The following is a 20,195-nucleotide window of genomic DNA, read 5'->3' on the forward strand; positions in this document are numbered from 1 at the left end:
GCTCAGCCGACCTTGATCTCGTTGTAGACGGGGACGCTGAACGGGTTGAGCCTCACGTCGGACAGCCGCTCCGAGTAGCCGGCGCTGCCGTTCTGGTACCAGAGCGGGATGGCGGCCATGTTGTCCCGTACGACCTCCTCGGCGTCCTGGAACAGGCCGATCGCCTTGGCGGTGTCGCTCTCGGCGTTGGCCTGGTCGACGAGGTCGTCGAACTCCTTGTTGGACCACTTGCCGTCGTTGGAGGAGGCGTTGGTGTAGTAGAGCGGCTGGAGGAAGTTCTGGATGAGCGGGTAGTCCATCTGCCAGCCCGCCCGGAACGGGCCGCTCATCTTGTGGTCGGTGATCTGGCTGCGGAAGTCGGCGAAGGTGCCGACCGGGTTGCCGACGCAGGCGCGCTCGTTGTCGAGGGCGTTGTTGATGGAGTTGCAGACGGCGTCCACCCACTCCTTGTGCGAGCCGGTGTCCGCGTTGTACGTGATCTTGACCTGGCCGCCGGGGAGCCCGCCGCCCTCCTCGATGAGCCGCTTGGCCGCGTCGGCGTCGTACTCGCAGGCGTCGCCGCACAGGCCTTCCTTGAAGCCGCCGTCCTCGCCGAGCACCGGGGAGGTCCAGTCGGTGGCCGGGGTGCGCGTCTTCTGGAAGATGGTCTCGGTGATCTGCTCGCGGTCGATGGCCCGGGACAGGCCCGTGCGGACCTTCTCCATGCCGGCCTTGTTCCAGTCGTCGTCGTAGAAGGGGAAGGCGAGCGTCTGGATGATGCCGGCGGGGGTGTTGAGGTAGCGGTCGCCGAGGTCGGCCTGGACGTTCTGGAGCTGGGATGCGGGGACGTCGTCGACCAGGTCGAGGTTGCCGGCCATCAGGTCGGTGTAGGCGGTGTTGTTGTCGGTGTAGACCTTGAGGTCGACTCCGCCGTTCTGCGCCTTGTCCTCGCCGGGGTAGGCGTCCCAGGCGCGCAGTGACATCTGCGAGCCCTTGGCGTAGGAGTCGATGGCGTACGGGCCGTTGCCGACGGGCTTGCTCAGCCAGGCGTCGTGGTCGTCGAAGAACGCCTGCGGGAGCGGGGCGAAGGCGGGGTAGCCGAGGGTCTCGGGGAAGGTGGAGAACTTCTGGCTGAGCTTGACGGTGAAGGTCTTGTCGTCGACGACCTTCAGACCGGAGAGCGTGTCGGCGCTCTGCTTGCTGCCGTCCTCGGGGTGGGTCTTGTCGTAGCCCTCGATGTAGCCGAAGAAGTAGGCGTTCTTCTGGTTGTTCTTCAGGCTGGCGCCGTAGTTCCAGGCGTCCACGAAGGACTTGGCGGTGACCTTCTCACCGTTGCTGAAGGTCCAGTCCTTGATGGTGATGGTGAAGTTCTGCGAGTCGGTCGTCTCGATGGACTCGGCGAGCATGTCCTCGGCCTCGCCCGTCTCCGGGTCGTACTTCTTCAGGCTGCGGAAGATCATGTCGAGGACCTTGCCGCCCTGCACCTCATTGGTGTTGGCGGGCTCCAGTGGGTTCTGCGGGTCCCCCCAGGAGGAGCTGAGCACCGCGCCGCTGTCGCTTCCGGTGCCGCTGCCGCTGTCGCTGTCATCGCCTCCGCAGGCCGTCGCCGCGAGCGCTACCGCCACCGCGCAAGCGGCCCATTTGGCGTGCGTGGCTCCACGCATGGAGTGCCTCCTCATGACTGCCATGTGCCTCCAGCGCCTGGGCGCTGTTCCGTTACCGGCAAATATCAATGCAAAAGCGGCAATCCGCATACGCACCCCACCTTTCGGGGGGCTTCTCAGACCCATTCGGGCCCGTCCGAATGGATCTTGGATGCGCGGCGCAATGGATCTTCGGCATCCGATGCCGAACCGTTGGATTCGGACCCTCCGATGTACGCATTTCGGCACTAGGGCGTCCGCATAACGAACTCCTTGCCCGAATAGTCCAGTTGGCCCGAGTCAAGGCACAACTCGATCACGGTGCGCTACCCGCGTAGCTACGGAACAGTCAAGACGGAGTAAAGAAGGTAAATAGACAACCAAGCCGACCGAGAATTTATTGACCTTGAATGAATTGCGTTGAAAAAGTCCGGCGTAGCCCGTAGGGGAGCGCCCTGCGGAGTCATTCAGACCCTCCCTTGGGCCAGGAGCACCATGACCCCCCCAACTCCATCAGCGGCTGCCCCGCTTGAGGCGACCGACGAGAGCGTCGAGAAGTCGATCACTTCTGACGCCCCGAAGGCCAACGAGAGCCGCTCCCCCGGGCAGCTCGCCTGGCGCCGGTTCAAGCGCGACCGCACGGGCGTCATATCCGCGTGCATCGTGATCTTCTTCTTCGTGATCGCGCTCGCCGCACCGCTCATAGCCAAGCTGTACGGCAAGGACCCGTACACGACGTACGCCAGCAAGCGGCCCGAGCTGCTCAACATGTTCGCGTACCCGGCGGGCCCCAACGGCGGTATGAGCTCCGAGTTCTGGTTCGGCATCGAGCCTCAACTCGGCCGCGACGTCTTCACCTTCCTGCTCTACGCGATCCGCACCTCACTGGGTCTGGCGGTCGCCGCCACCCTGCTCACGACCATCCTCGGCGTGGTCATCGGTGTCACCGCGGGCTACCTCGGCGGCAAGACGGACTACCTCGTGGGCCGGGTCATCGACATCCTGCTGTCGTTCCCGTCCACTCTGTTCTTCATCGCCTTCATGCCGGTCGTCTACGGCCTCTTCATCGCTCCCGACGAGAACATCCCGACCTGGCTGCGGGCCACCGCCCTGATCATCGTCCTGTCCACCTTCGGCTGGGCCTCCATCGCCCGACTGCTGCGCGGCCAGGTACTCGGCCTGCGCGAGCGGGAGTTCGTGGAGGCCGCCAGGGTCACTGGCGCGTCGCCGGGGCGCATCGTCTTCAAGGAGCTCCTGCCCAACCTGTGGACGCCGATCATCATCCAGTCCACGCTCATGCTCCCGCACTTCGTGACCGCGGAGGCAGGCCTCGCCTTCCTCGGTGTCGGCATGATCGACCCGACCCCGGACTGGGGCGTCATGATCCAGCGCGGCGCCCAGTTCTACACCGAGGACCTCACCTTCATGCTCTTCCCGGGCCTGTCCATGGTGATCTTCGTGCTCGCGTTCAACCTCCTCGGTGACTCGGTGCGCGACGCGCTCGACCCGAAGTCCAAGCGCTGACTCCGGCCCTTTTCAGGACCACGGCGAAGGCGCCGGGGTGCCGGATTTCTCTCATCCCTACACATTTCGAAGGCAGGATTGCGATGTCCTTCTCGCGCAGAAACTTCATCATCGCCACGGGTGTCGCCGCGGTGTCGGCCTCGGTGCTGACCGCCTGCGGCAGCGGCGACGAGGGGGGCTCCTCCAACAACAACGCCCCCAAGGTCAGCGGCTCCAAGACCACCGAGATCCCGGTGGGCACCAAGGCCGACTCCACCGGTCCGGCGCCTGAGGTCAAGGGCGCGGTCAAGGGCGGGACGATCTACTCGTTCCAGCAGTTCGACATGGACCACATGGACCCGGCGCAGATCTATGTCTCGACCGAGGCCGCCATCACCGTGCCGATCATGCGTGGTCTGACCGGTTACAAGCTGGACGAGAAGGGCAACGCCACCCTGGTCGGCGACGCCGCCACCGACGCCGGCACCATGAAGGACGGTGGCAAGACCTGGTCCTTCACCCTCAAGGACGGCATCAAGTGGGAGGACGGCTCCGACCTCTCCATGGACGACGTCCGCCACACCTTCGAGCGCCTCTTCGCCACGTTCGTCACCGAGGGTCCGCGCTACGTCCAGGACTTCCTGGAGGGCGGCGACAAGTACAAGGGCCCGTTCGACGGCAAGAGCCTCGACTCCATCGAGATCGACGACAAGACCGTCACCTTCCGCCTCAAGGAAGCCCGCGTCGACTTCAACTACACGCTCGCGATGCGTGGTTACTCCCTGGTGCCGAAGAAGAAGGACACCAAGGAGAAGTACGACCAGCGCCCGTTCTCCTGCGGCCCCTACAAGATCGACAGCCGTAACATCGGCAAGCAGATGACCTTCGTGCGCAACGAGCACTGGGACCCGAAGACGGACTCGATTCGCAACGCCTACCCGGACAAGTACGTCTTCCAGATGGGCTACGAGCTGGTCGCGTCGACCGACCGCTGGATCGCGGACAAGGGTGACGACCAGTACGCGGTGCCGATCTTCAACGAGATCGCGCCCGAGCGCGTCGCCCAGGTTCTCACCAACGCCGAGTACAAGAAGCGCGTCCTCACCGCGGTCGACACGGCCACGTACTACAGCCCGATCAACATGACCCGCGTCAAGGACAAGAAGGTCCGCCAGGCCATCAACTACGCCTGGCCGCACCAGCAGATCCAGACGATCAACGGTGGCCCCGCCACCACCGAGATCGCCACCACGATCTTCGCCCCGGTGACGCCCGGTTACACCCCGTTCGACCTGTACGACGTGAAGAAGAACCCGGGTGGGCAGCCCGAGAAGGCCAAGGCCCTGCTGGAGGAGGCCGGCCAAGTCGGCTACAAGCTGGTCATCGCCTACCAGCAGTCGGACACACAGGTGAAGGTCGCCGTCGCGCTCAAGAACGCGCTGGAGGAGGCCGGCTTCAAGGTCGTCAACAAGCAGGTCGACAAGTCGACCTTCTATACGCAGATCGGCAAGCTGGACAACGGCTTCGACCTGTTCGGCGCCGGCTGGAGCCCGGACTGGCCGAACGGCTACTCGGAGTTCCGCCCGACCTGGCACGGCGAGAACATCGGCGACGGCCGTAGCAACTACGCCCAGCTGAACGACCCGAGCGTCAACAAGGCGATCGACGCGGCCGCCAAGATCGAGGACGTGGAAGAGGCCAACAAGGCCTGGGGCGAGGTCGACAAGATGATCTGTGAGCTGGCCGCGGTCGTCCCGGACTACCACAAGATCCGTAACTACATCTACGGCTCCAAGGTCGGCAACGTCCTCTGGGACGGCGCCAACACCTGCGTCGCGCTCTGCAAGCTCTACGCCAAGAAGTAAGCGAGCAGACCTCTCGGGGCGGTCATTCACATGGCCGCCCCTGCGGCCCACCCCCCTCTACTTCCCTCCCGGCGACGGCGCCCCGTCCGGAAAGTCACGCCTCATGTTCCGCTTCCTTGTCCGCCGAGTCATCGGCGCGATGGTCATCCTATTGATCATCAGTGCCATCACCTTCTGGCTCTTCTACGCCGTGCCGCGTGACCCCGCCATGATGTCCTGCGGCAAGAACTGCACGCCCGAGAACCTCGCGCAGATCCGGAAGAACCTGGGCATCGACCACTCCATTCCGGTGCAGTACTGGGAGTGGCTGAAGGGCGTCTTCGTCGGTCGGGACTACACCGGCTTCGGGCGCTGCGACGCCCCCTGCTTCGGCTACTCCTTCGCCAACAACGTGCCAGTCTTCGACACGATCATGGACCGCCTGCCGACGACCCTCTCGCTCGCCTTCGGCGCGGCCGCCATCTTCCTGGTCTTCGGTGTCGGCGCGGGCATGCTCGCCGCCCTCAAGCAGGGCCAGTTCCTGGACAAGTTCGCCAGCTCGGCGTCGCTGCTCGGCTCCTCGCTTCAGATCTACTTCGTCGGTTACCTCGCGATGTTCATCTTCGTCGCGAAGCTCGGATGGCTCGACCAGCCTCAGGACAACAAGACGTTGCTGGAGGACCCGTCCTCCTGGTTCTCGGGCCTGCTGCTGCCCTGGCTCGTCCTGGCGATCATCTTCACCGCCAACTACACCCGTATGACCCGCTCCCAGATGGTCGAGCAGCTCAGCGAGGACTACGTCCGTACGGCCCGCGCCAAGGGCCTGTCCCGGTCCAACGTGTTCTTCCGGTTCGCCTGGCGCGGCGCGATGGGTCCCATCGTCACGCTGTTCGGCATCGACCTGGGCACGCTGATCGGCGGTGCCATCATCACCGAGTCGACCTTCAGCCTGCATGGCGTCGGCCGGCTCGCCGTGGCGTCGGTGGATCAGAGCGACCTGCCGATGCTGCTCGGGGTGACCCTCCTGGCGGCCGGCGCGATCGTCTTCTTCAACATCATCGTCGATGCCGTCTACGCCCTTATCGACCCGCGGATCCGGCTCGCCTGACCTCCGCCCCACCCCCGACCCTTCGCATCACCCCCTCAGGAGCGTCCCCGTGACGAGCACCGATCAGCAGCCCTTCCTCTCCGTCAAGGACCTTCAGGTCCACTTCTCCACCGAGGACGGCATCGTCAAGGCCGTCGATGGGCTCACCTTCGACCTCGCCAAGGGCCAGACGCTCGGCATCGTGGGTGAATCGGGCTCCGGCAAGTCCGTCACCAACCTGACGATCCTGGGGCTGCACGACCGCCGCCGCACCACGATCGACGGCGAGATCCTTCTCGACGGCAAGGAGTTGCTCTCCGCCACCGAGAAGGAACTCGAACTGCTGCGCGGCAACAAGATGTCCATGATCTTCCAGGACGCGCTGGCCTCGCTGTCCCCGTTCCACACCATCGGCGCGCAGATCGGCGAGACGTACCGCAAGCACACCGGCGCTTCCAAGAAGGAGGCCCGGGCGCGGGCGATCGAGATGCTGCGACGGGTCGGGATCCCCCAGCCGGACGTCCGGGTGGACGACTACCCGCACCAGTTCTCCGGCGGTATGCGCCAGCGCGCGATGATCGCCATGGCGCTGGTGTGCGACCCCGAGCTCCTGATCGCCGACGAGCCGACCACCGCGCTCGACGTGACCGTCCAGGCGCAGATCCTCGACCTGCTCAAGGACCTCCAGCAGGAGTTCGGCACCGCGATCATCTTCATCACGCACGACCTGGGCGTCATCGCCGACATCGCGGACGACGTGCTCGTCATGTACGGCGGCCGGTGCGTGGAGCGGGGCACCAAGGAGGAGGTGCTGCGTACCCCGCAGCACCCCTACACCCTGGGTCTGCTCAGCTCCATGCCGAGCCTCGACGGCCCGGTCGATGTGCCGCTGTCGCCGATCCCGGGTGCTCCGCCGTCGCTGCTGACCCCGCCCTCCGGCTGCCGTTTCCACCCGCGGTGCACTTTCACCGACAAGGTCGCGGGCGGGCTGTGTGCCACCGAGCGGCCGCTGCTGGAGGTGGTGGACGGCCGGGGTTCCGCCTGCCACCTGCCGATGGAGCAGCGCCAGGACCTCTTCGCCGACCTCGCCGGTTCCCGGCACTGACTGACGTACACGAGACGGGACTTCACCATCATGAGCAACGCGCAACCGCTCCTGGACGTCAGCGGACTGACCAAGCACTTCCCGATCAAGGGCGGCTTCCCGATCAAGCGCACGATCGGTGCCGTTCAGGCCGTGGACGGCCTGGACTTCCAGGTGGGCGAGGGCGAGGCCCTCGGTCTGGTCGGCGAGTCGGGCTGCGGCAAGTCCACCACCGGGCGGCTGATCACCCGGCTGCTGGAGCCGACGAGCGGCACGATCTCCTACCGCGGCAAGGACATCACCCACGCGGGCCGCAAGGAGCTCGCCCCCGTCCGCTCCGAGATCCAAATGATCTTCCAGGACCCCTACGCCTCCCTCAACCCCCGGCAGACGGTCGGCAAGATCATCTCCGGTCCGATGGAGATCAACGGCATCAACCCGGAGGGCGGCCGCGAGAAGCGGGTCCGCGAACTCCTGGAGATCGTCGGCCTCAACCCCGAGCACTACAACCGCTTCCCGCACGAGTTCTCCGGCGGCCAGCGGCAACGCATCGGTGTCGCCCGCGCACTCGCCCTGGAGCCGAAGCTCATCGTCGCGGACGAGCCGGTCTCCGCGCTGGACGTCTCGATCCAGGCCCAGGTCGTGAACCTGCTCCAGAAGGTGCAGCGGGAACTGGGCATCGCGTTCGTCTTCATCGCCCACGACCTCGCCGTCGTGCGGCACTTCTCACAGCGCGTGGCCGTCATGTACCTCGGTAAGATCGTCGAGATCGCCGACCGCGACGACCTGTACGGCAACCCGCGCCACCCCTATACGCGGGCCCTGCTGTCCGCCGTACCGGAAGCGTCGGCGGACGACAAGCCCGCCCGCGAGCGCATCCGCCTGACCGGCGACGTGCCCTCCCCGATCAACCCGCCCTCCGGCTGCCGCTTCCGCACCCGCTGCTGGAAGGCGACGGAGAAGTGCGCCTCCGAGGCGCCGCCGCTGGTCCAGGTCGAGGGCAACAAGCCGGGCCATCTGACCGCCTGCCACTACCCGGAGACGGAGGCCACCGTGCCCGCGCCCCGTCTCGCCAAGGACCCCGAGGCAGCGGCCTGACACACCCCTTTTCGTCAGCCGCCGCCACCGGAACGGACTTTCAACGGCCCATTGACCCGAGCCCCTGATCGTCCGCTTCCCCGGGGAGCGAGGGCCCGTGCCTCCCCGGCACGGGCCCTGTTCCATTCTCGGCCGCTCCGGGCGTCCGGGCTCGCGGTGACCGAGCGTACGGGACTGGGGGCGAAGGTCCCTGACAACCGCGAGCCCGGAGATTTCAGTCCCCGTCACCGGCCTCCTCCAGCGACTCCTCCAGGGCCGCCAGCGCCGGGTCCAGCACGATGTCCTCCGCCCGCGCCTCGATCGTCGGGTCCTCCGGGAAGTGGCAGGCCGTCAAGTGGCCCTCGTGGTTGCCGGAGAGGCGGATCAGCGGCGGCTCCTCGGTCGCGCACTTGTCCTGGGCCTTCCAGCAGCGGGTGCGGAAGCGGCAGCCGGAGGGCGGGTTGATCGGGGACGGTACGTCGCCGGCCAGACGGATGCGCTCCCGCGGGGCCGCGTTCTCGTCGGCCAGGTTCACCTCGGGCACCGCGGAGAGCAGGGCGTGGGTGTAGGGGTGGCGGGGGCGGGTGTAGATGGACTCGCGGTCGCCGACCTCGATCACCTTGCCGAGGTACATGACCGCGACGCGCTGCGAGAAGTGCCGTACGACGGCGAGGTCGTGGGCGATGAACAGGAAGGCGATGCCGAGTTCGTCCTGCACCTTCTGGAGCAGGTTGACCACCTGGGCCTGGATCGATACGTCCAGGGCCGACACCGGCTCGTCCGCCACGATCAGTTTCGGCTCCAGGGCCAACGCCCTTGCCACACCGATGCGTTGCCGCTGGCCGCCGGAGAACTCGTGCGGGAAGCGGTTGTAGTGCTCGGGGTTGAGGCCGACGATCTCCAGGAGTTCGCGGACCCGCTTCTCGCGGCCGCCCTCCGGGTTGATGCCGTTGATCTCCATCGGACCGGAGATGATCTTGCCGACCGTCTGCCGGGGGTTGAGGGAGGAGTAGGGGTCCTGGAAGATCATCTGGATCTCGGACCTGATCGGGGCGATCTGCTTGCGGCTGGCGTGGGTGATGTCCTGGCCGCGGTAGGAGATCGAGCCGCTCGTGGGTTCGAGGAGCCGGGTGATCAGCCGCCCGGTGGTGGACTTGCCGCAGCCCGACTCCCCCACCAGGCCGAAGCTCTCACCGACGTGCACGGTCAGGTCGATGCCGTCGACGGCCTGTACATGGCCGACGGTCCGGCGGATCGGGAACCCGCCCTTCACCGGGAAGTGCTTGGTCAGCCCCTCCACCTTCAGCAGCGGCTCCCCGGCCGTCGCGGCCTGCCGGGGAGCGGGGAGGACGAGGTCCTCTGTCATGACATGTCCTCCTGGCCCTAGCCCAGCCGGGGCTTGATCTCTTCGATGAAGATGGTCCGCTTCTGTTCCGCCGTCAGATGGCAGGCGGAGGCCCTGTCGGTGCCCAGCAGCGGGCGTTCGGTGACGCAGCGGTTGCCGCCCACCCGGCCCTGGAAGGTGCAGCGCGGATGGAACCGGCAGCCCGGGGGCGGGTTGAGCAGCGACGGCGGGGAGCCCGGGATGGGCGCGAGGGGTGCGCCGACGTCCGAGTTGATCCGTGGCATGGAGTTCAGCAGGCCCCAGGTGTACGGGTGTTGCGGCGCCCTGAGCACCTCGCCCGCCGAGCCCCGTTCGATCGCGCCGCCCGCGTACATCACCATGATCTCGTCGGCCATGTCGGCGATGACCCCGAGGTCGTGCGTGATGAAGATGATCGCCGAGCCGAACTCCTGCTGAAGGTCCTTCAGTAGGTCGAGGATCTGCGCCTGGACCGTCACATCGAGAGCGGTCGTCGGCTCGTCCGCGATCAGCAGGTCCGGGTCGCAGACCAGCGCCATGGCGATCATCGCGCGCTGGCGCATACCGCCGGAGAACTGGTGCGGATAGTCCTTCGCCCGCTCCTTGGGGTTGGGGATGCCGACCTTGCCGAGCATCTCCACCGCCCGAGCCCAGGCCTCCTTCTTGGAGGCGCCCCGGTGCTTCATGTACGGCTCGGCGATCTGGCGGCCCACCGTGTAGTACGGGGAGAGCGCGGTCAGCGGGTCCTGGAAGATCATCGCGACCTTGTTGCCGCGCAGCTTCTCCAGCTCCGACTCCCGGGCGGTCGTCAGCTCCTGGCCCTCCAGCAGGATCTCGCCCTCGACGGTGGTGAACATGGGGTTGTGCAGGCCGAGGATGGTCAGGTTGGTGACGGACTTCCCGGAGCCCGACTCCCCGACGATGCCGAGGGTACGGCCGCGTTCGAGGTCGAAGGAGAGCCCGTCGACGGCCCGGACGATGCCGTCCTCGGTCCGGAAACTGACGTGCAGGTCCCGCACCGAGAGAAACGCGCCCGCGCCGGCCGGGACGGGCGCCCCGGCCTCCTTGGTCAAAGTGGTCACGAAGTGCTCCTAAGGGGCGGCTAGGACAGCCGCACGCGCGGGTCGATCACGGCGTACACGGCGTCGACGACGATGTTGCACAGCAGGATCACGGCGGCGGCGAACAGCATCACGCCGAGCAGCAGCGGTAGATCGCTGAACTGCACCGACTCCACCGCCAGATGACCGAGTCCGGGCAGTCCGAACGTGTACTCGGTGATGATCGCGCCGCCGAGCATCGAGGAGAGGTCGATGCCGATGATGGTGACGATCGGGATGAGGGAGCCACGCCAGGCGTACCGGAAGAAGACGTACCGTCTGCTCATGCCCTTGGCGCGGGCGGTGCGGACGTGTTCCTCCTGAAGCTGTTCGATCATCGACGAGCGCGCCATACGGGTGTACTGCGCCGCGAAGATCGTGGACAGGACGACCCAGGGGATGATCAGCCCGGTGAACCAGGCGACGGGATCCTTGGTGAGTTCGGTGTAGCGGGGTTCGTCGAAGAGGTGGGTCTGGTACACCAGCACGGCCATGGCCAGCGGGCCCAGGAAGTAGATCTGCATGGAACTGAGCACCATGGAGCCCGCGGTGAAGGATTTGTCCACCAGGGTTCCGCGCCGCCAGGCGGCGATCATGCCGGTGCCGAGCCCGACGAAGAGGAACACCACCGTGGCGCCGAGCGCGAGCGAGACGGTCAGCGGCAGCCGGTCCAACAGGGTCGACCAGACCTGCTCGTTGGTGTGGTACGAGTACCCGAAACAGGGTGCGGGGCAGGGCCCCTGGGAGAAGTCGTCGCGGCCCGCGACGAGCCCGGAGATGAAGATCCAGAACTGCTCGGGGATCGACTTGTCGATGCCGAGCGTGCGGTGGATGTTCTCCAGTGCCTCGGGCGTACACGTCTTGCCGCACATCAGCAGCGCCGGGTCACGGGGCATGCCGAAGAAGAGCAGGAAGGCGACGACGGTCAGCAGGATCAGGATCACGATCGAGCCGAGGATCCGGCGGAAGAGGAAGCGCAGCATCTCAGTGGCAGCTTTCGGACTCGAAGGCCGTTCGGCGCGGTGCGCCCCGTCACGGGACGGGGCGCACCGGGCACCGCGGTCGGGAAGGGGTTACTTCACGAACAGCCGGCGCGGGTCGACACCACCGATGACGTCGTCGTAGACGAAGCCGCCGAGGCCGGAGCCGGCGATCTGGGTCTGCTTGTAGTACGCCGTCGGGATGTTGGAGACGACGTCCTTGACGATGTACTCGTTGATGGCGTTCCACGCCTCGGCGGCCTTCACCGGGTCGGTGATGGTGGACGCCTTGTCGATGTCGGCGTTGACCTTCGAGTCGTTGATGTGCGAGTAGTTCGAGGCGCCGTCCTGGATCTGGCGGCCGTCGTACAGCGGCGGGATGACGGTCGAGGCGCTCGGCCAGTCGGCACCCCACGCGGTGTGGAAGATGTCGAAGTTGTTCTTCACCCTGGAGACCTGGTCGTAGTAGGTCTCGGCCGGGATCTCCTGGCGCTGCACATCGAAGCCGGCCTTCTCCAGGCCCGCCGCCATGGCGGTGGAGTACTGCTGGCCCTCAGGGGTGTTGATGTAGCCGAAGGTCAGCTTCATACCCGACTTGCCGGCCTTGTCCAGCAGTTCCTTGGCCTTGGCCGGGTCACCCGCGGGCTTCTTCTTCTTGCCGAAGGGGTCGAAGCTCGCGTCGTAGCCGGAGACGGTCGGGCTGATCAGACCGCCGGCGACCTCCATCGCGTCGGTGCCGCCGTAGGCACGCACGAACGGCGTGACGGGCAGGGCGTAGGCGATGGCCTCGCGGACCGTCTTGTCCTGCATCTCCTTCTGGGACAGGTTGATGTTCATCTGGCCCACGTACGGCTGGTAGCCGGAGATCGTGCGGGACTTCATGGAGGCGTCACCGAGCACCTTGGACAGGTTGCCCGCGTCGACCTGGTTGCTGAAGCTGACCGCGGTGGCGTTGGTGCCGGAGTCGTCGAGGATGGCCTTGGTGGAGTCCTCGTACTGCTTGTTGAACTGGAAGTTGAACTGGTCGACGTACTGACGCCGGATCGGGTCGGTGTCCGCGGCCCAGTTGGTGTTCTTGACCAGCGTCATGGACTTGCCGGACTTGAACTCCTGGATCTTGTACGGACCGGCCGTCATCGGCTCCTTGTCGTACTTCTCCTTGGTGTCGTTCTTCTCCGAGACGATCGAGTAGCCCGCCATGGCCAGCGCGTACGGCAGGTCCGGCTTGGCCGACTTGAACTTGAAGACGATCGTTTTGTCGTCCGGGGTCTCAAGGACGGTGTCCGGCAGGTGCTTGCCCTTGTACGGGCCGTCCTTGAGCAGCGACCGGTACTCGGCGCCCGGGGTGTCGGCCATCCACTGCTGGATGTAGGTCGGGCCGTTGGAGATGAACGGCGCGAAGAGCCGCTCGAAGGTGTGGCGGATGTCGGCGGAGGTGATCGCGGAGCCGTCGGCCCACTTGATCCCGTCCTTCAGCGTGTACTTCCAGGTCTTGCCGCCGTCCGTGGTGGTACCGGAGTCGGTGGCCAGGTCGCCGACGACCTCGTGCTCCTTGCCGTCGTCGCTGGTGGCCTTGTAGCCGGTGAGTCCTCTGTGGATCAGCTGCGACAGGGCCATCTCGTCGGAGACGTAGATCTGGCCGGGGTCCAGGTGCGCGAAGCTGTCGCGCTGGAGCACGGTGATCGTGCCGCCCGGCTTGGCGCCTGCGACCTCTTCGGCGGGGCCGGTCGAGGCCTTGGCGTCACCGAACTCGATGCCTGCCTGCTGCCGTTCGGCGTTCTCCTTGTCCTGCTTGTCGTTTCCGGTGCCTTCACTGCCGCCCTCGCTGCAGCCGGTGAGCACAAGAGCTCCCGCCGCGAGCAGGGAGATCGCGGCGTACGCGTGGCGTCCACCCTTACCCATCACTCAATTCCCACCCATCTGTGTGTTCACCAGTGCCGATGAAGTGCTGTCCGCCGACGGATCGTGTCGTCGGGCGGAGGTCGGGCGAGGACGCCCCTCAAATATCCGGTCAGCGGGCCGTCTTGGGATCGAAGGCGTCCCGGACCGAGTCCCCGAGCAGGTTGAAGGCCACGATGAAGACGATCATCGAGATGCCCGGGAAGAACATGTAGGTGATGTCGTTCTGCATGACGAGCTCGGTCGCCGCCTTGGAGAACATCTGGCCCCAGTCCGGGGTCGGTTCGACCAGGCCCACGCCCAGGAAGGACAGGCCCGCCTCGGCGGTCACGAAGTTCGGCAGCATGTAGGTGGCCTGCACCAGGATCGGTGTGACCACGTTGGGCAGGATCTCCTTGCGGATGATGCGGCCCGGTGGCGCTCCGCTCACCTTGGCGGCCTCGATGAACTCCCGTTCCCGCAGGGCCAGTGCGGTGCCGCGCAGGATGCGCGCGAGGCTCATCCAGCCGAGGACCCACATCACCGAGATCAGCGCGACCACCCGGACATAGACCGGGGTCTCGTCCCGTGGACTGACGAACAGGGAGACCACGACGGGCATGCTCGCGATGAAGAAGAGCTGGGAGGGGATGGCGAGCAGGAAGTCGATCACGCGGCTGATCACATAGTCCGTCTTGCCGCCGAGGTAGCCGGCCGCGACCCCGAGGACGATGCCGGTCAGCACGGTGGCGAGGGTCACCGCCAGCGAGATGCCGAGGGAGTTGCGGATGCCGTAGAGCAGCTTGGTGAAGACGTCGTAGCCGTTGCCCGGTTCGAGGCCGAACCAGAACTCGCCGCTGATACCGCCGTTGGGCTGCACCGGCACACCCGCGCTGTCGAACAGTTCCGGGCGCTCGTCGGCGTAGACCGTGTACGGGGTCTTGCCGTACAGCTTGGCGATCAGCGGGGCGAGCAGTCCGATCAAGAAGAAGAAGATGACGACGTAGGCCGAGATCACGCCGGTGCGGTCGCGTTTGAAGCGGATCCACATCAGCTGGCCGGGCGACCGGCCGATGAGTTTCTCGTCCTCGGGCTTCGTCTTCGGCTCTGGTTCGCCGTCGACGACGACCGAACTCCCGCCGCCCTCGATGTCGATGGGACTTGTCACAGTTCGTCCGTTTCACAGGTGTGGGTGTGCCGAACCCACGACCGGCGCAGGGTGTGCGCGGTCGCGGATCGGATCATGAAGAAACGTCGGGGCACCCCGGGGCATGCGGGAAATCCGCAGCCGGACGCGCGTAGTTGAACGGCGGTCTCGTCCGCCGGTCAGCGCCTCAGCGGCAACTGCCCCGCGCGGAACGTGGATCGACGACAACGGACGGCATGACCCACCTGGTGCGCATGACACCGCACATGGGTTCCTCCTCGTGACTCAACGCGTTCACCGACAGGAGGGGGTTCATGTCTTTCCTCCGACACCCCTGACGGAGGGTCAGACACCCCCTGGTGCTCGTGAGTCGGCGCTGTCCCCACAGCGCGAGACCCATTGACCCGAGCGCTACGCGGCTAACTATCTGCCATGCGCCAAGTACCGACCACTGTCTTTAAATCTCAATTCAGTCACAGCTGGCGCGTAGACCTTCCAAAATCTGGACAAAGCGTTCGCTCCGAGAAGGCCGCGAAACGGACGTGTTACATGGCTATCGGGCGAGGATCTCCGCAATCCGGACACTGAGGGGTCGAAAAACCGGTTGCAAAAAGCCCGGATCCCCTCACCATGAGGGGATCCGGGCTCAAGTGCCGGTGCTACACGCCGACTCAGCCGTGCTTGGCGCGGCTCGCGGCACGGGCGCGCTCGCGGGCGTCCAGGTTCACCTTGCGGATGCGAACCGCCTCCGGGGTCACCTCGACGCACTCGTCGTCACGGCAGAACTCCAGCGACTGCTCAAGCGAGAGCTTGCGCGGCGGGACGATCGCCTCGAACGAGTCGGCCGAGGACGACCGCATGTTGGTGAGCTTCTTCTCCTTGGTGATGTTGACGTCCATGTCGTCGGAGCGGGAGTTCTCGCCGACGATCATGCCCTCGTACACCTCGGTGCCCGGCTCCACGAAGAGCACGCCGCGCTCCTGAAGGTTCGTCATCGCGAACGCGGTGACGGCACCGGAGCGGTCGGCGACCAACGAGCCGTTGTTACGGGTCTGCAGGGTGCCGAACCAGGGCTCGAAGCCCTCGTGGATGGAGTGCCCGATGCCGGTGCCGCGGGTCTGGGTCAGGAACTCGGTCCGGAACCCGATGAGACCGCGGGACGGCACGACGAACTCCATGCGGACCCAGCCGGAGCCGTGGTTGGACATGTTGTCCATACGGCCCTTGCGGACGCCCATGAGCTGTGTGACCGCGCCCATGTGCTCCTCGGGCACGTCGATCGTCATGCGCTCGACCGGCTCGTACGTCTTGCCGTCGACGTCCTTCGTGACGACCTGGGGCTTGCCGATGGTCAGCTCGAAGCCCTCACGGCGCATCTGCTCGACGAGGATGGCGAGCGCGAGCTCACCACGGCCCTGGACCTCCCAGGCATCGGGACGCTCGGTGTCGAGGACGCGGAGCGAGACGTTGCCGATCAACTCGCGGTCCAGACGGTCCTTGACCTGGCGGGCGGTGACCTTGCGGTCCTTGACGGCCGCCTTCGCGTCGGCGCCCTTGCCGGTGCCGCCGCGGCCGACCAGCGGGGAGGTGTTGGTGCCGATGGTCATCGAGATCGCGGGCTCGTCGACCGTGATCAGCGGGAGGGCGACCGGGTTCTCCGGGTCGGCCAGGGTCTCGCCGATCATGATGTCCGCGATACCGGCGACGGCGCAGATGTCACCGGGTCCTGCCACCTCGGCGGGCTTGCGGGTGAGCGCCTCCGTCATCATCAGCTCGGTGATGCGGACGTTGCTGATCGTTCCGTCACGCTTGATCCACGCGACCGTCTGGCCCTTCCTGAGCTCGCCCTGCTCGACACGGAGCAGCGCGATACGGCCGAGGAAGTTGTCGGCGTCCAGGTTGGTGACATGGGCCTGGAGCGGGGCGGCCTCGTCGTAGGTCGGGGCCGGGACGTGCTCCAGGATGGTGGAGAAGAACGGCTCCAGGCTGGTGGAGTCGGCGGGGACGGTGCCGTCCTCCGGCTTGGTCAGCGAGGCGATGCCGTCACGGCCGCAGGCGTAGACGATCGGGAACTCGATCTGGTCCTCGTCGGCGTCCAGGTCGAGGAAGAGGTCGTAGGTCTCGTTGACGACCTCGTCGATCCGGGAGTCCGGCCGGTCCGTCTTGTTGATGCAGAGGATGACCGGCAGACGCTGCTGGAGCGCCTTGCGGAGCACGAAGCGGGTCTGCGGCAGCGGGCCCTCGGAGGCGTCCACGAGCAGGACGACCGCGTCCACCATCGACAGGCCGCGCTCGACCTCGCCGCCGAAGTCGGCGTGCCCGGGGGTGTCGATGATGTTGATGGTGATGACGTCGCCGCCATCCTTCGGGTGGTACTTCACGGCCGTGTTCTTGGCCAGGATCGTGATGCCCTTCTCACGCTCCAGGTCGTTCGAGTCCATCATGCGGTCGTCGAGGGACTCGGCGGCGTGCGCGGCGAAGGAGCCGGCCTGCTTGAGCATGGCGTCGACGATGGTCGTCTTGCCGTGGTCGACGTGGGCGACGATGGCGACGTTGCGAATGTCGTGGCGCGTGGCCATATTGCGGCGTTCTCCCGGAGTGTGAGGACGGCCTGCGCGTACATCTGTGTTACGCGGGCCCTGCCGGGCTTGACATGCCACGGCCTCACCCCATGGTACGGGGCCGCGGGTACTGGGGCGCGCCGGGCTGCATCGGTGCAGCTGGGGAGGGCTTTATGGGCCCTGGAACCCCCAGCTGCGCGACTGCCTGCGGCTACGGCTTGTTCGACGGCCCGGCCGCCGGCTTCGCCCCCTTCTTCAGGAAGCCCATGTCCTCGTAGACCGGGGTCTGGAAGCCGAAGGCGCCCACGTTGGCCAGGTTCGTCTTCGCCGCTGTCAGCTGGGGGCGCTGGTAGAGGGGGATCGAGCCGGCCGCGGCCCAGATTCTTGAGTCCGCCTTGCGGATGAGGCTCTTCGTTTCGCCCTCGTTCAGCGTGGAGACGGCTTGGTCGAAGAGCTGGTCGACCTGGTCCGTGCCCACCCGCGTGTAGTTCTGCTCAACGTTCAGGGAGCCGTCGGCGGCCGGGACCGGCTTGGCGTAGATCGGGCGGGCGTCGGTGGCGGGGAAGGCGGAGGCCGGCCAGGAGTACAGGGCCAGGTCGTACTCGCCGGAGGCGATGTGGTCCTTGAAGTAGCTCTCGTCCGTGACCTTGGACAGCTCCGTGCGGATGCCGACCCGGTCCAGCATGCGCCGGATGCGTTCCGCGACCGTCCGCAGGGTCTCCGAGCCGGGGCCGGAGGGGAGCACGAAGCGGAGCGTCAGCGCCTTGCCGTCCTTGGCCAGCGCCCCGGGCGCGGCGCCCGCGGGAGCCGCCGTGCCCTTCGGGGCGTACGCGCCCGGCGCCCCGCCCTGCTTCAGGTCGTGCCGCTTCTGCTCCCGGTCCGCCTCGGCCGGCGCCTTTTCGTCGCCGACGATGTACGTGCCGTCGTCGCCCTCCGCCTCCTTCTCGCCCTTCTTCTCGGCGTCCTTCTTGCCCTCGGCCCCGGCCGCCTTCTCGCCCTTCTCCTGCTTCACCGGGCCACCGGGCACCCATCCGGCGTCCGCGAGCAGCGCCTGCGCCTCCGCGGTGTCCTGGCCGCCGAGCGCGCCGCTGTTGTCGGCGTAGGCGGCCTGTCCGGCGAGCGCCAGATGGCTGCCGACGGGCTCGACGGGCAGCCCCAGGGGCTTGAGGACGACGCTGGCGAGCTCCTTGCGGTCCAGTGCCCGGGCCACCGCCCGGCGGACCCGTTCGTCGGCGAGCGGGCCGTCGGCGCCGTTGAGGGCGAGCTGGGTGAAGGCGGGCTCCAGCGAGCGGCGGATCTCGAAGCCGCGCAGGGCCTCGGCGGCGGTCGCCTCGCCGCCGGGGCCGGCCAGGGGCGTCGCGCCCTGGAGGGGGGTGCTCGTGCCCTTGCCGCCGGCGCGGGAGGCGAGGCCGATCCGGCGGACCGTCTCGGGGTCGATCTCGGCCAGGTCGAGCGTCCCGGCAGCCAGCGCCTCGGCCCGCTCGTCGCGGGGGACCGCGCGCAGCACGATCTCGTTCAGCTTGGCCGGGCTGCCCCACCAGCGCGGATTGGGGGCGAGGGTGATCTCGTCGTCCTTGCGGTCGACCTGCTTCACGGCGAAGGGCCCGGCGGTGACCTTGAGCTTGCGGCGTGCGCCGTCGTTGAAGGCGTCCGGGGTGCCCATGACGTCCTTCGGGTACAGCGGCGAGAACAGTGCGCGCCAGTCGGCGTAGGGCCGGCCGAAGGTGACCTTGACCTCCAGGTCGTTGGCGCCGCGCTCGATCCGCTCGATCCGGTCGTAGCCGGCGTTGCGCGCGGTCCAGTACGCGGAGTCCTTGCCGGACAGCGCCCGCCACTGGGCGGCGAAGTCGGCGGCGCCGATCTCCCGGCCGTCGCTCCAGACGGCCTGCTGGTTCAGCTTGTACAGCACGACCTGCTTGGGCTCGGTCTCGACGACCTTCGCGGACTCCAGATAGTCCGGGTTGATCTCCGGCCGCCCGTTGGCGTCGAGGCGGAACATGGACGGCAGCACTGCCTGGGCGACCCGGGTGGTGGTGGCGTCGGCGTCGGACTGGAAGGTGTTCAGGGTCTCCGGCACGGAGTCCACGGCCCAGCGCAGGGTGCCGCCGTCGGCGACCAGGGAACGGGCGGCGGGGGCGATGTCCTGCCCGGCGAGCGGCTTGCCCGCCGGATCCTCGGAGGCACAGCCGGCCAGCGCGAGCGCGCTGACGCTGAGGAAGACGACCGAGCGCAGCGCTCCGCGGGAAGGGCCGTGAGGGGCCGTCGGTCGCCTGCGGGCGCGTCGTGGCTGGTCGCGCAGTTCCCCGCGCCCCTTGGGGGCGCGGGGACCGACGCCGTCGTAGGACATCTCTGCTTACCTCCGGGAGCCGCGGGGCGTTATGATCACTTTTGGCGGTATATGGAGCTGATCACATCTATGCGGCCACTGAAGAGGAAAGGGTTCGGCGACGGGCGGCGACACGGCGAGGGACGCCGGGAAGCTCACCCGTGCGGCGCAACGCACCGCGGGATGCACCGACGCGCCTCGGCCAATCGGTGCACGTCCCTTCACAGCGACAGGTGTGACGCGCAACACTCGCAGGCGCATGAACGTTGCCACCCACGGCCGCACGGCCGACGGAAGTGAGGTCACGTCATGTCCGTGCACGACGACCTGACGTCAGTCCAGCGGTGCCTCGACGACCTGAACAGGTCGGTGAGCCGTCTGGAGCAGCAGCTCGGCAGCGGCGGTCTGGACATCCGCCGCGTCCGTACCGACTGCGATCACCTGCGCGAGAGCGTGGATCTGCTGCGCGCGGCGGCCTCCGCCCCCACGACGCAGAAGCGCCCCGATCTCGTCACGATCCCCGACACCCCGTACGACGACTCGCTCTGGATCGACACGGACGACGAGGGTCTCGGCGCCCGGGACCGGCGAGCCCCCTGAACCCAACCCGACCGGAGTCAACC

14 protein-coding genes are annotated in these 20,195 nt (G+C 67.1%); 6 read left to right on the forward strand and 8 right to left on the reverse strand.

Annotated features, from left to right (window positions below; all coding sequences use genetic code 11):
- Window positions 1-2: 2 nt before the first annotated feature.
- Window positions 3-1,643, reverse strand: a complete 1,641-nt coding sequence (locus tag H4N64_RS03595; protein WP_186280609.1) for a peptide ABC transporter substrate-binding protein — start codon at window positions 1,641-1,643, stop codon at window positions 3-5.
- A gap of 474 nt (window positions 1,644-2,117) precedes the next feature.
- On the opposite strand from H4N64_RS03595, the gene H4N64_RS03600 reads away from it, so the two are divergent.
- The 5 genes from H4N64_RS03600 (at window position 2,118) to H4N64_RS03620 (ending at window position 8,238) form a co-directional block, all read left to right on the forward strand.
- On the forward strand, window positions 2,118-3,146 hold the full coding sequence (locus H4N64_RS03600; protein ID WP_186280610.1) for an ABC transporter permease: 1,029 nt from the start codon (window positions 2,118-2,120) through the stop codon (window positions 3,144-3,146).
- An 83-nt stretch (window positions 3,147-3,229) separates the two neighbouring features.
- On the forward strand, window positions 3,230-4,990 hold the full coding sequence (locus tag H4N64_RS03605) for an ABC transporter substrate-binding protein (RefSeq protein ID WP_186280611.1): 1,761 nt from the start codon (window positions 3,230-3,232) through the stop codon (window positions 4,988-4,990).
- 103 nt (window positions 4,991-5,093) lie between these two features.
- On the forward strand, window positions 5,094-6,077 hold the full coding sequence (locus H4N64_RS03610; RefSeq protein ID WP_186280612.1) for an ABC transporter permease: 984 nt from the start codon (window positions 5,094-5,096) through the stop codon (window positions 6,075-6,077).
- A 49-nt stretch (window positions 6,078-6,126) separates the two neighbouring features.
- A complete protein-coding gene (locus H4N64_RS03615) occupies window positions 6,127-7,161 on the forward strand; it encodes an ABC transporter ATP-binding protein (protein WP_336246625.1) in 1,035 nt (344 codons plus the stop codon).
- 30 nt (window positions 7,162-7,191) lie between these two features.
- On the forward strand, window positions 7,192-8,238 hold the full coding sequence (locus tag H4N64_RS03620) for an ABC transporter ATP-binding protein (protein ID WP_186280614.1): 1,047 nt from the start codon (window positions 7,192-7,194) through the stop codon (window positions 8,236-8,238).
- 214 nt (window positions 8,239-8,452) lie between these two features.
- Here the strand turns inward: H4N64_RS03620 and H4N64_RS03625 are convergent, their stop codons facing one another.
- The 7 genes from H4N64_RS03625 to H4N64_RS03655 form a co-directional block, all read right to left on the reverse strand.
- Window positions 8,453-9,583, reverse strand: coding sequence for an ABC transporter ATP-binding protein (locus H4N64_RS03625; RefSeq protein WP_186280615.1), 1,131 nt, complete (start codon window positions 9,581-9,583; stop codon window positions 8,453-8,455).
- Window positions 9,584-9,600: 17 nt separating this feature from the next.
- A complete protein-coding gene (locus tag H4N64_RS03630; protein ID WP_186280616.1) occupies window positions 9,601-10,662 on the reverse strand; it encodes an oligopeptide/dipeptide ABC transporter ATP-binding protein in 1,062 nt (353 codons plus the stop codon).
- Between the two features lie 20 nt (window positions 10,663-10,682).
- Complete coding sequence (locus H4N64_RS03635; protein ID WP_186280617.1) at window positions 10,683-11,663, reverse strand: ABC transporter permease; 981 nt, start codon at window positions 11,661-11,663, stop codon at window positions 10,683-10,685.
- Window positions 11,664-11,753: 90 nt separating this feature from the next.
- Window positions 11,754-13,562 (reverse strand): ABC transporter substrate-binding protein, encoded by a 1,809-nt coding sequence (locus H4N64_RS03640; RefSeq protein WP_186280618.1) that lies wholly within the window; start codon window positions 13,560-13,562, stop codon window positions 11,754-11,756.
- A gap of 109 nt (window positions 13,563-13,671) precedes the next feature.
- Entirely contained in the window at window positions 13,672-14,706 is a 1,035-nt protein-coding gene (locus tag H4N64_RS03645) for an ABC transporter permease subunit (protein ID WP_186280619.1), read from the reverse strand.
- A gap of 650 nt (window positions 14,707-15,356) precedes the next feature.
- Window positions 15,357-17,264 (reverse strand): translational GTPase TypA, encoded by a 1,908-nt coding sequence (gene typA / locus H4N64_RS03650; RefSeq protein ID WP_186280620.1) that lies wholly within the window; start codon window positions 17,262-17,264, stop codon window positions 15,357-15,359.
- 193 nt (window positions 17,265-17,457) lie between these two features.
- Window positions 17,458-19,593, reverse strand: a complete 2,136-nt coding sequence (locus H4N64_RS03655; RefSeq protein ID WP_186280621.1) for an ABC transporter family substrate-binding protein — start codon at window positions 19,591-19,593, stop codon at window positions 17,458-17,460.
- Between the two features lie 288 nt (window positions 19,594-19,881).
- On the opposite strand from H4N64_RS03655, the gene H4N64_RS03660 reads away from it, so the two are divergent.
- Window positions 19,882-20,172 carry a hypothetical protein gene (locus H4N64_RS03660; protein ID WP_186280622.1) on the forward strand — a complete coding sequence of 97 codons (291 nt, stop codon included), beginning with the start codon at window positions 19,882-19,884 and terminating at the stop codon, window positions 20,170-20,172.
- Window positions 20,173-20,195: the final 23 nt, after the last annotated feature.

This window comes from Streptomyces cupreus (genome assembly GCF_014257025.1).
Classification (GTDB): domain Bacteria; phylum Actinomycetota; class Actinomycetes; order Streptomycetales; family Streptomycetaceae; genus Streptomyces; species Streptomyces cupreus.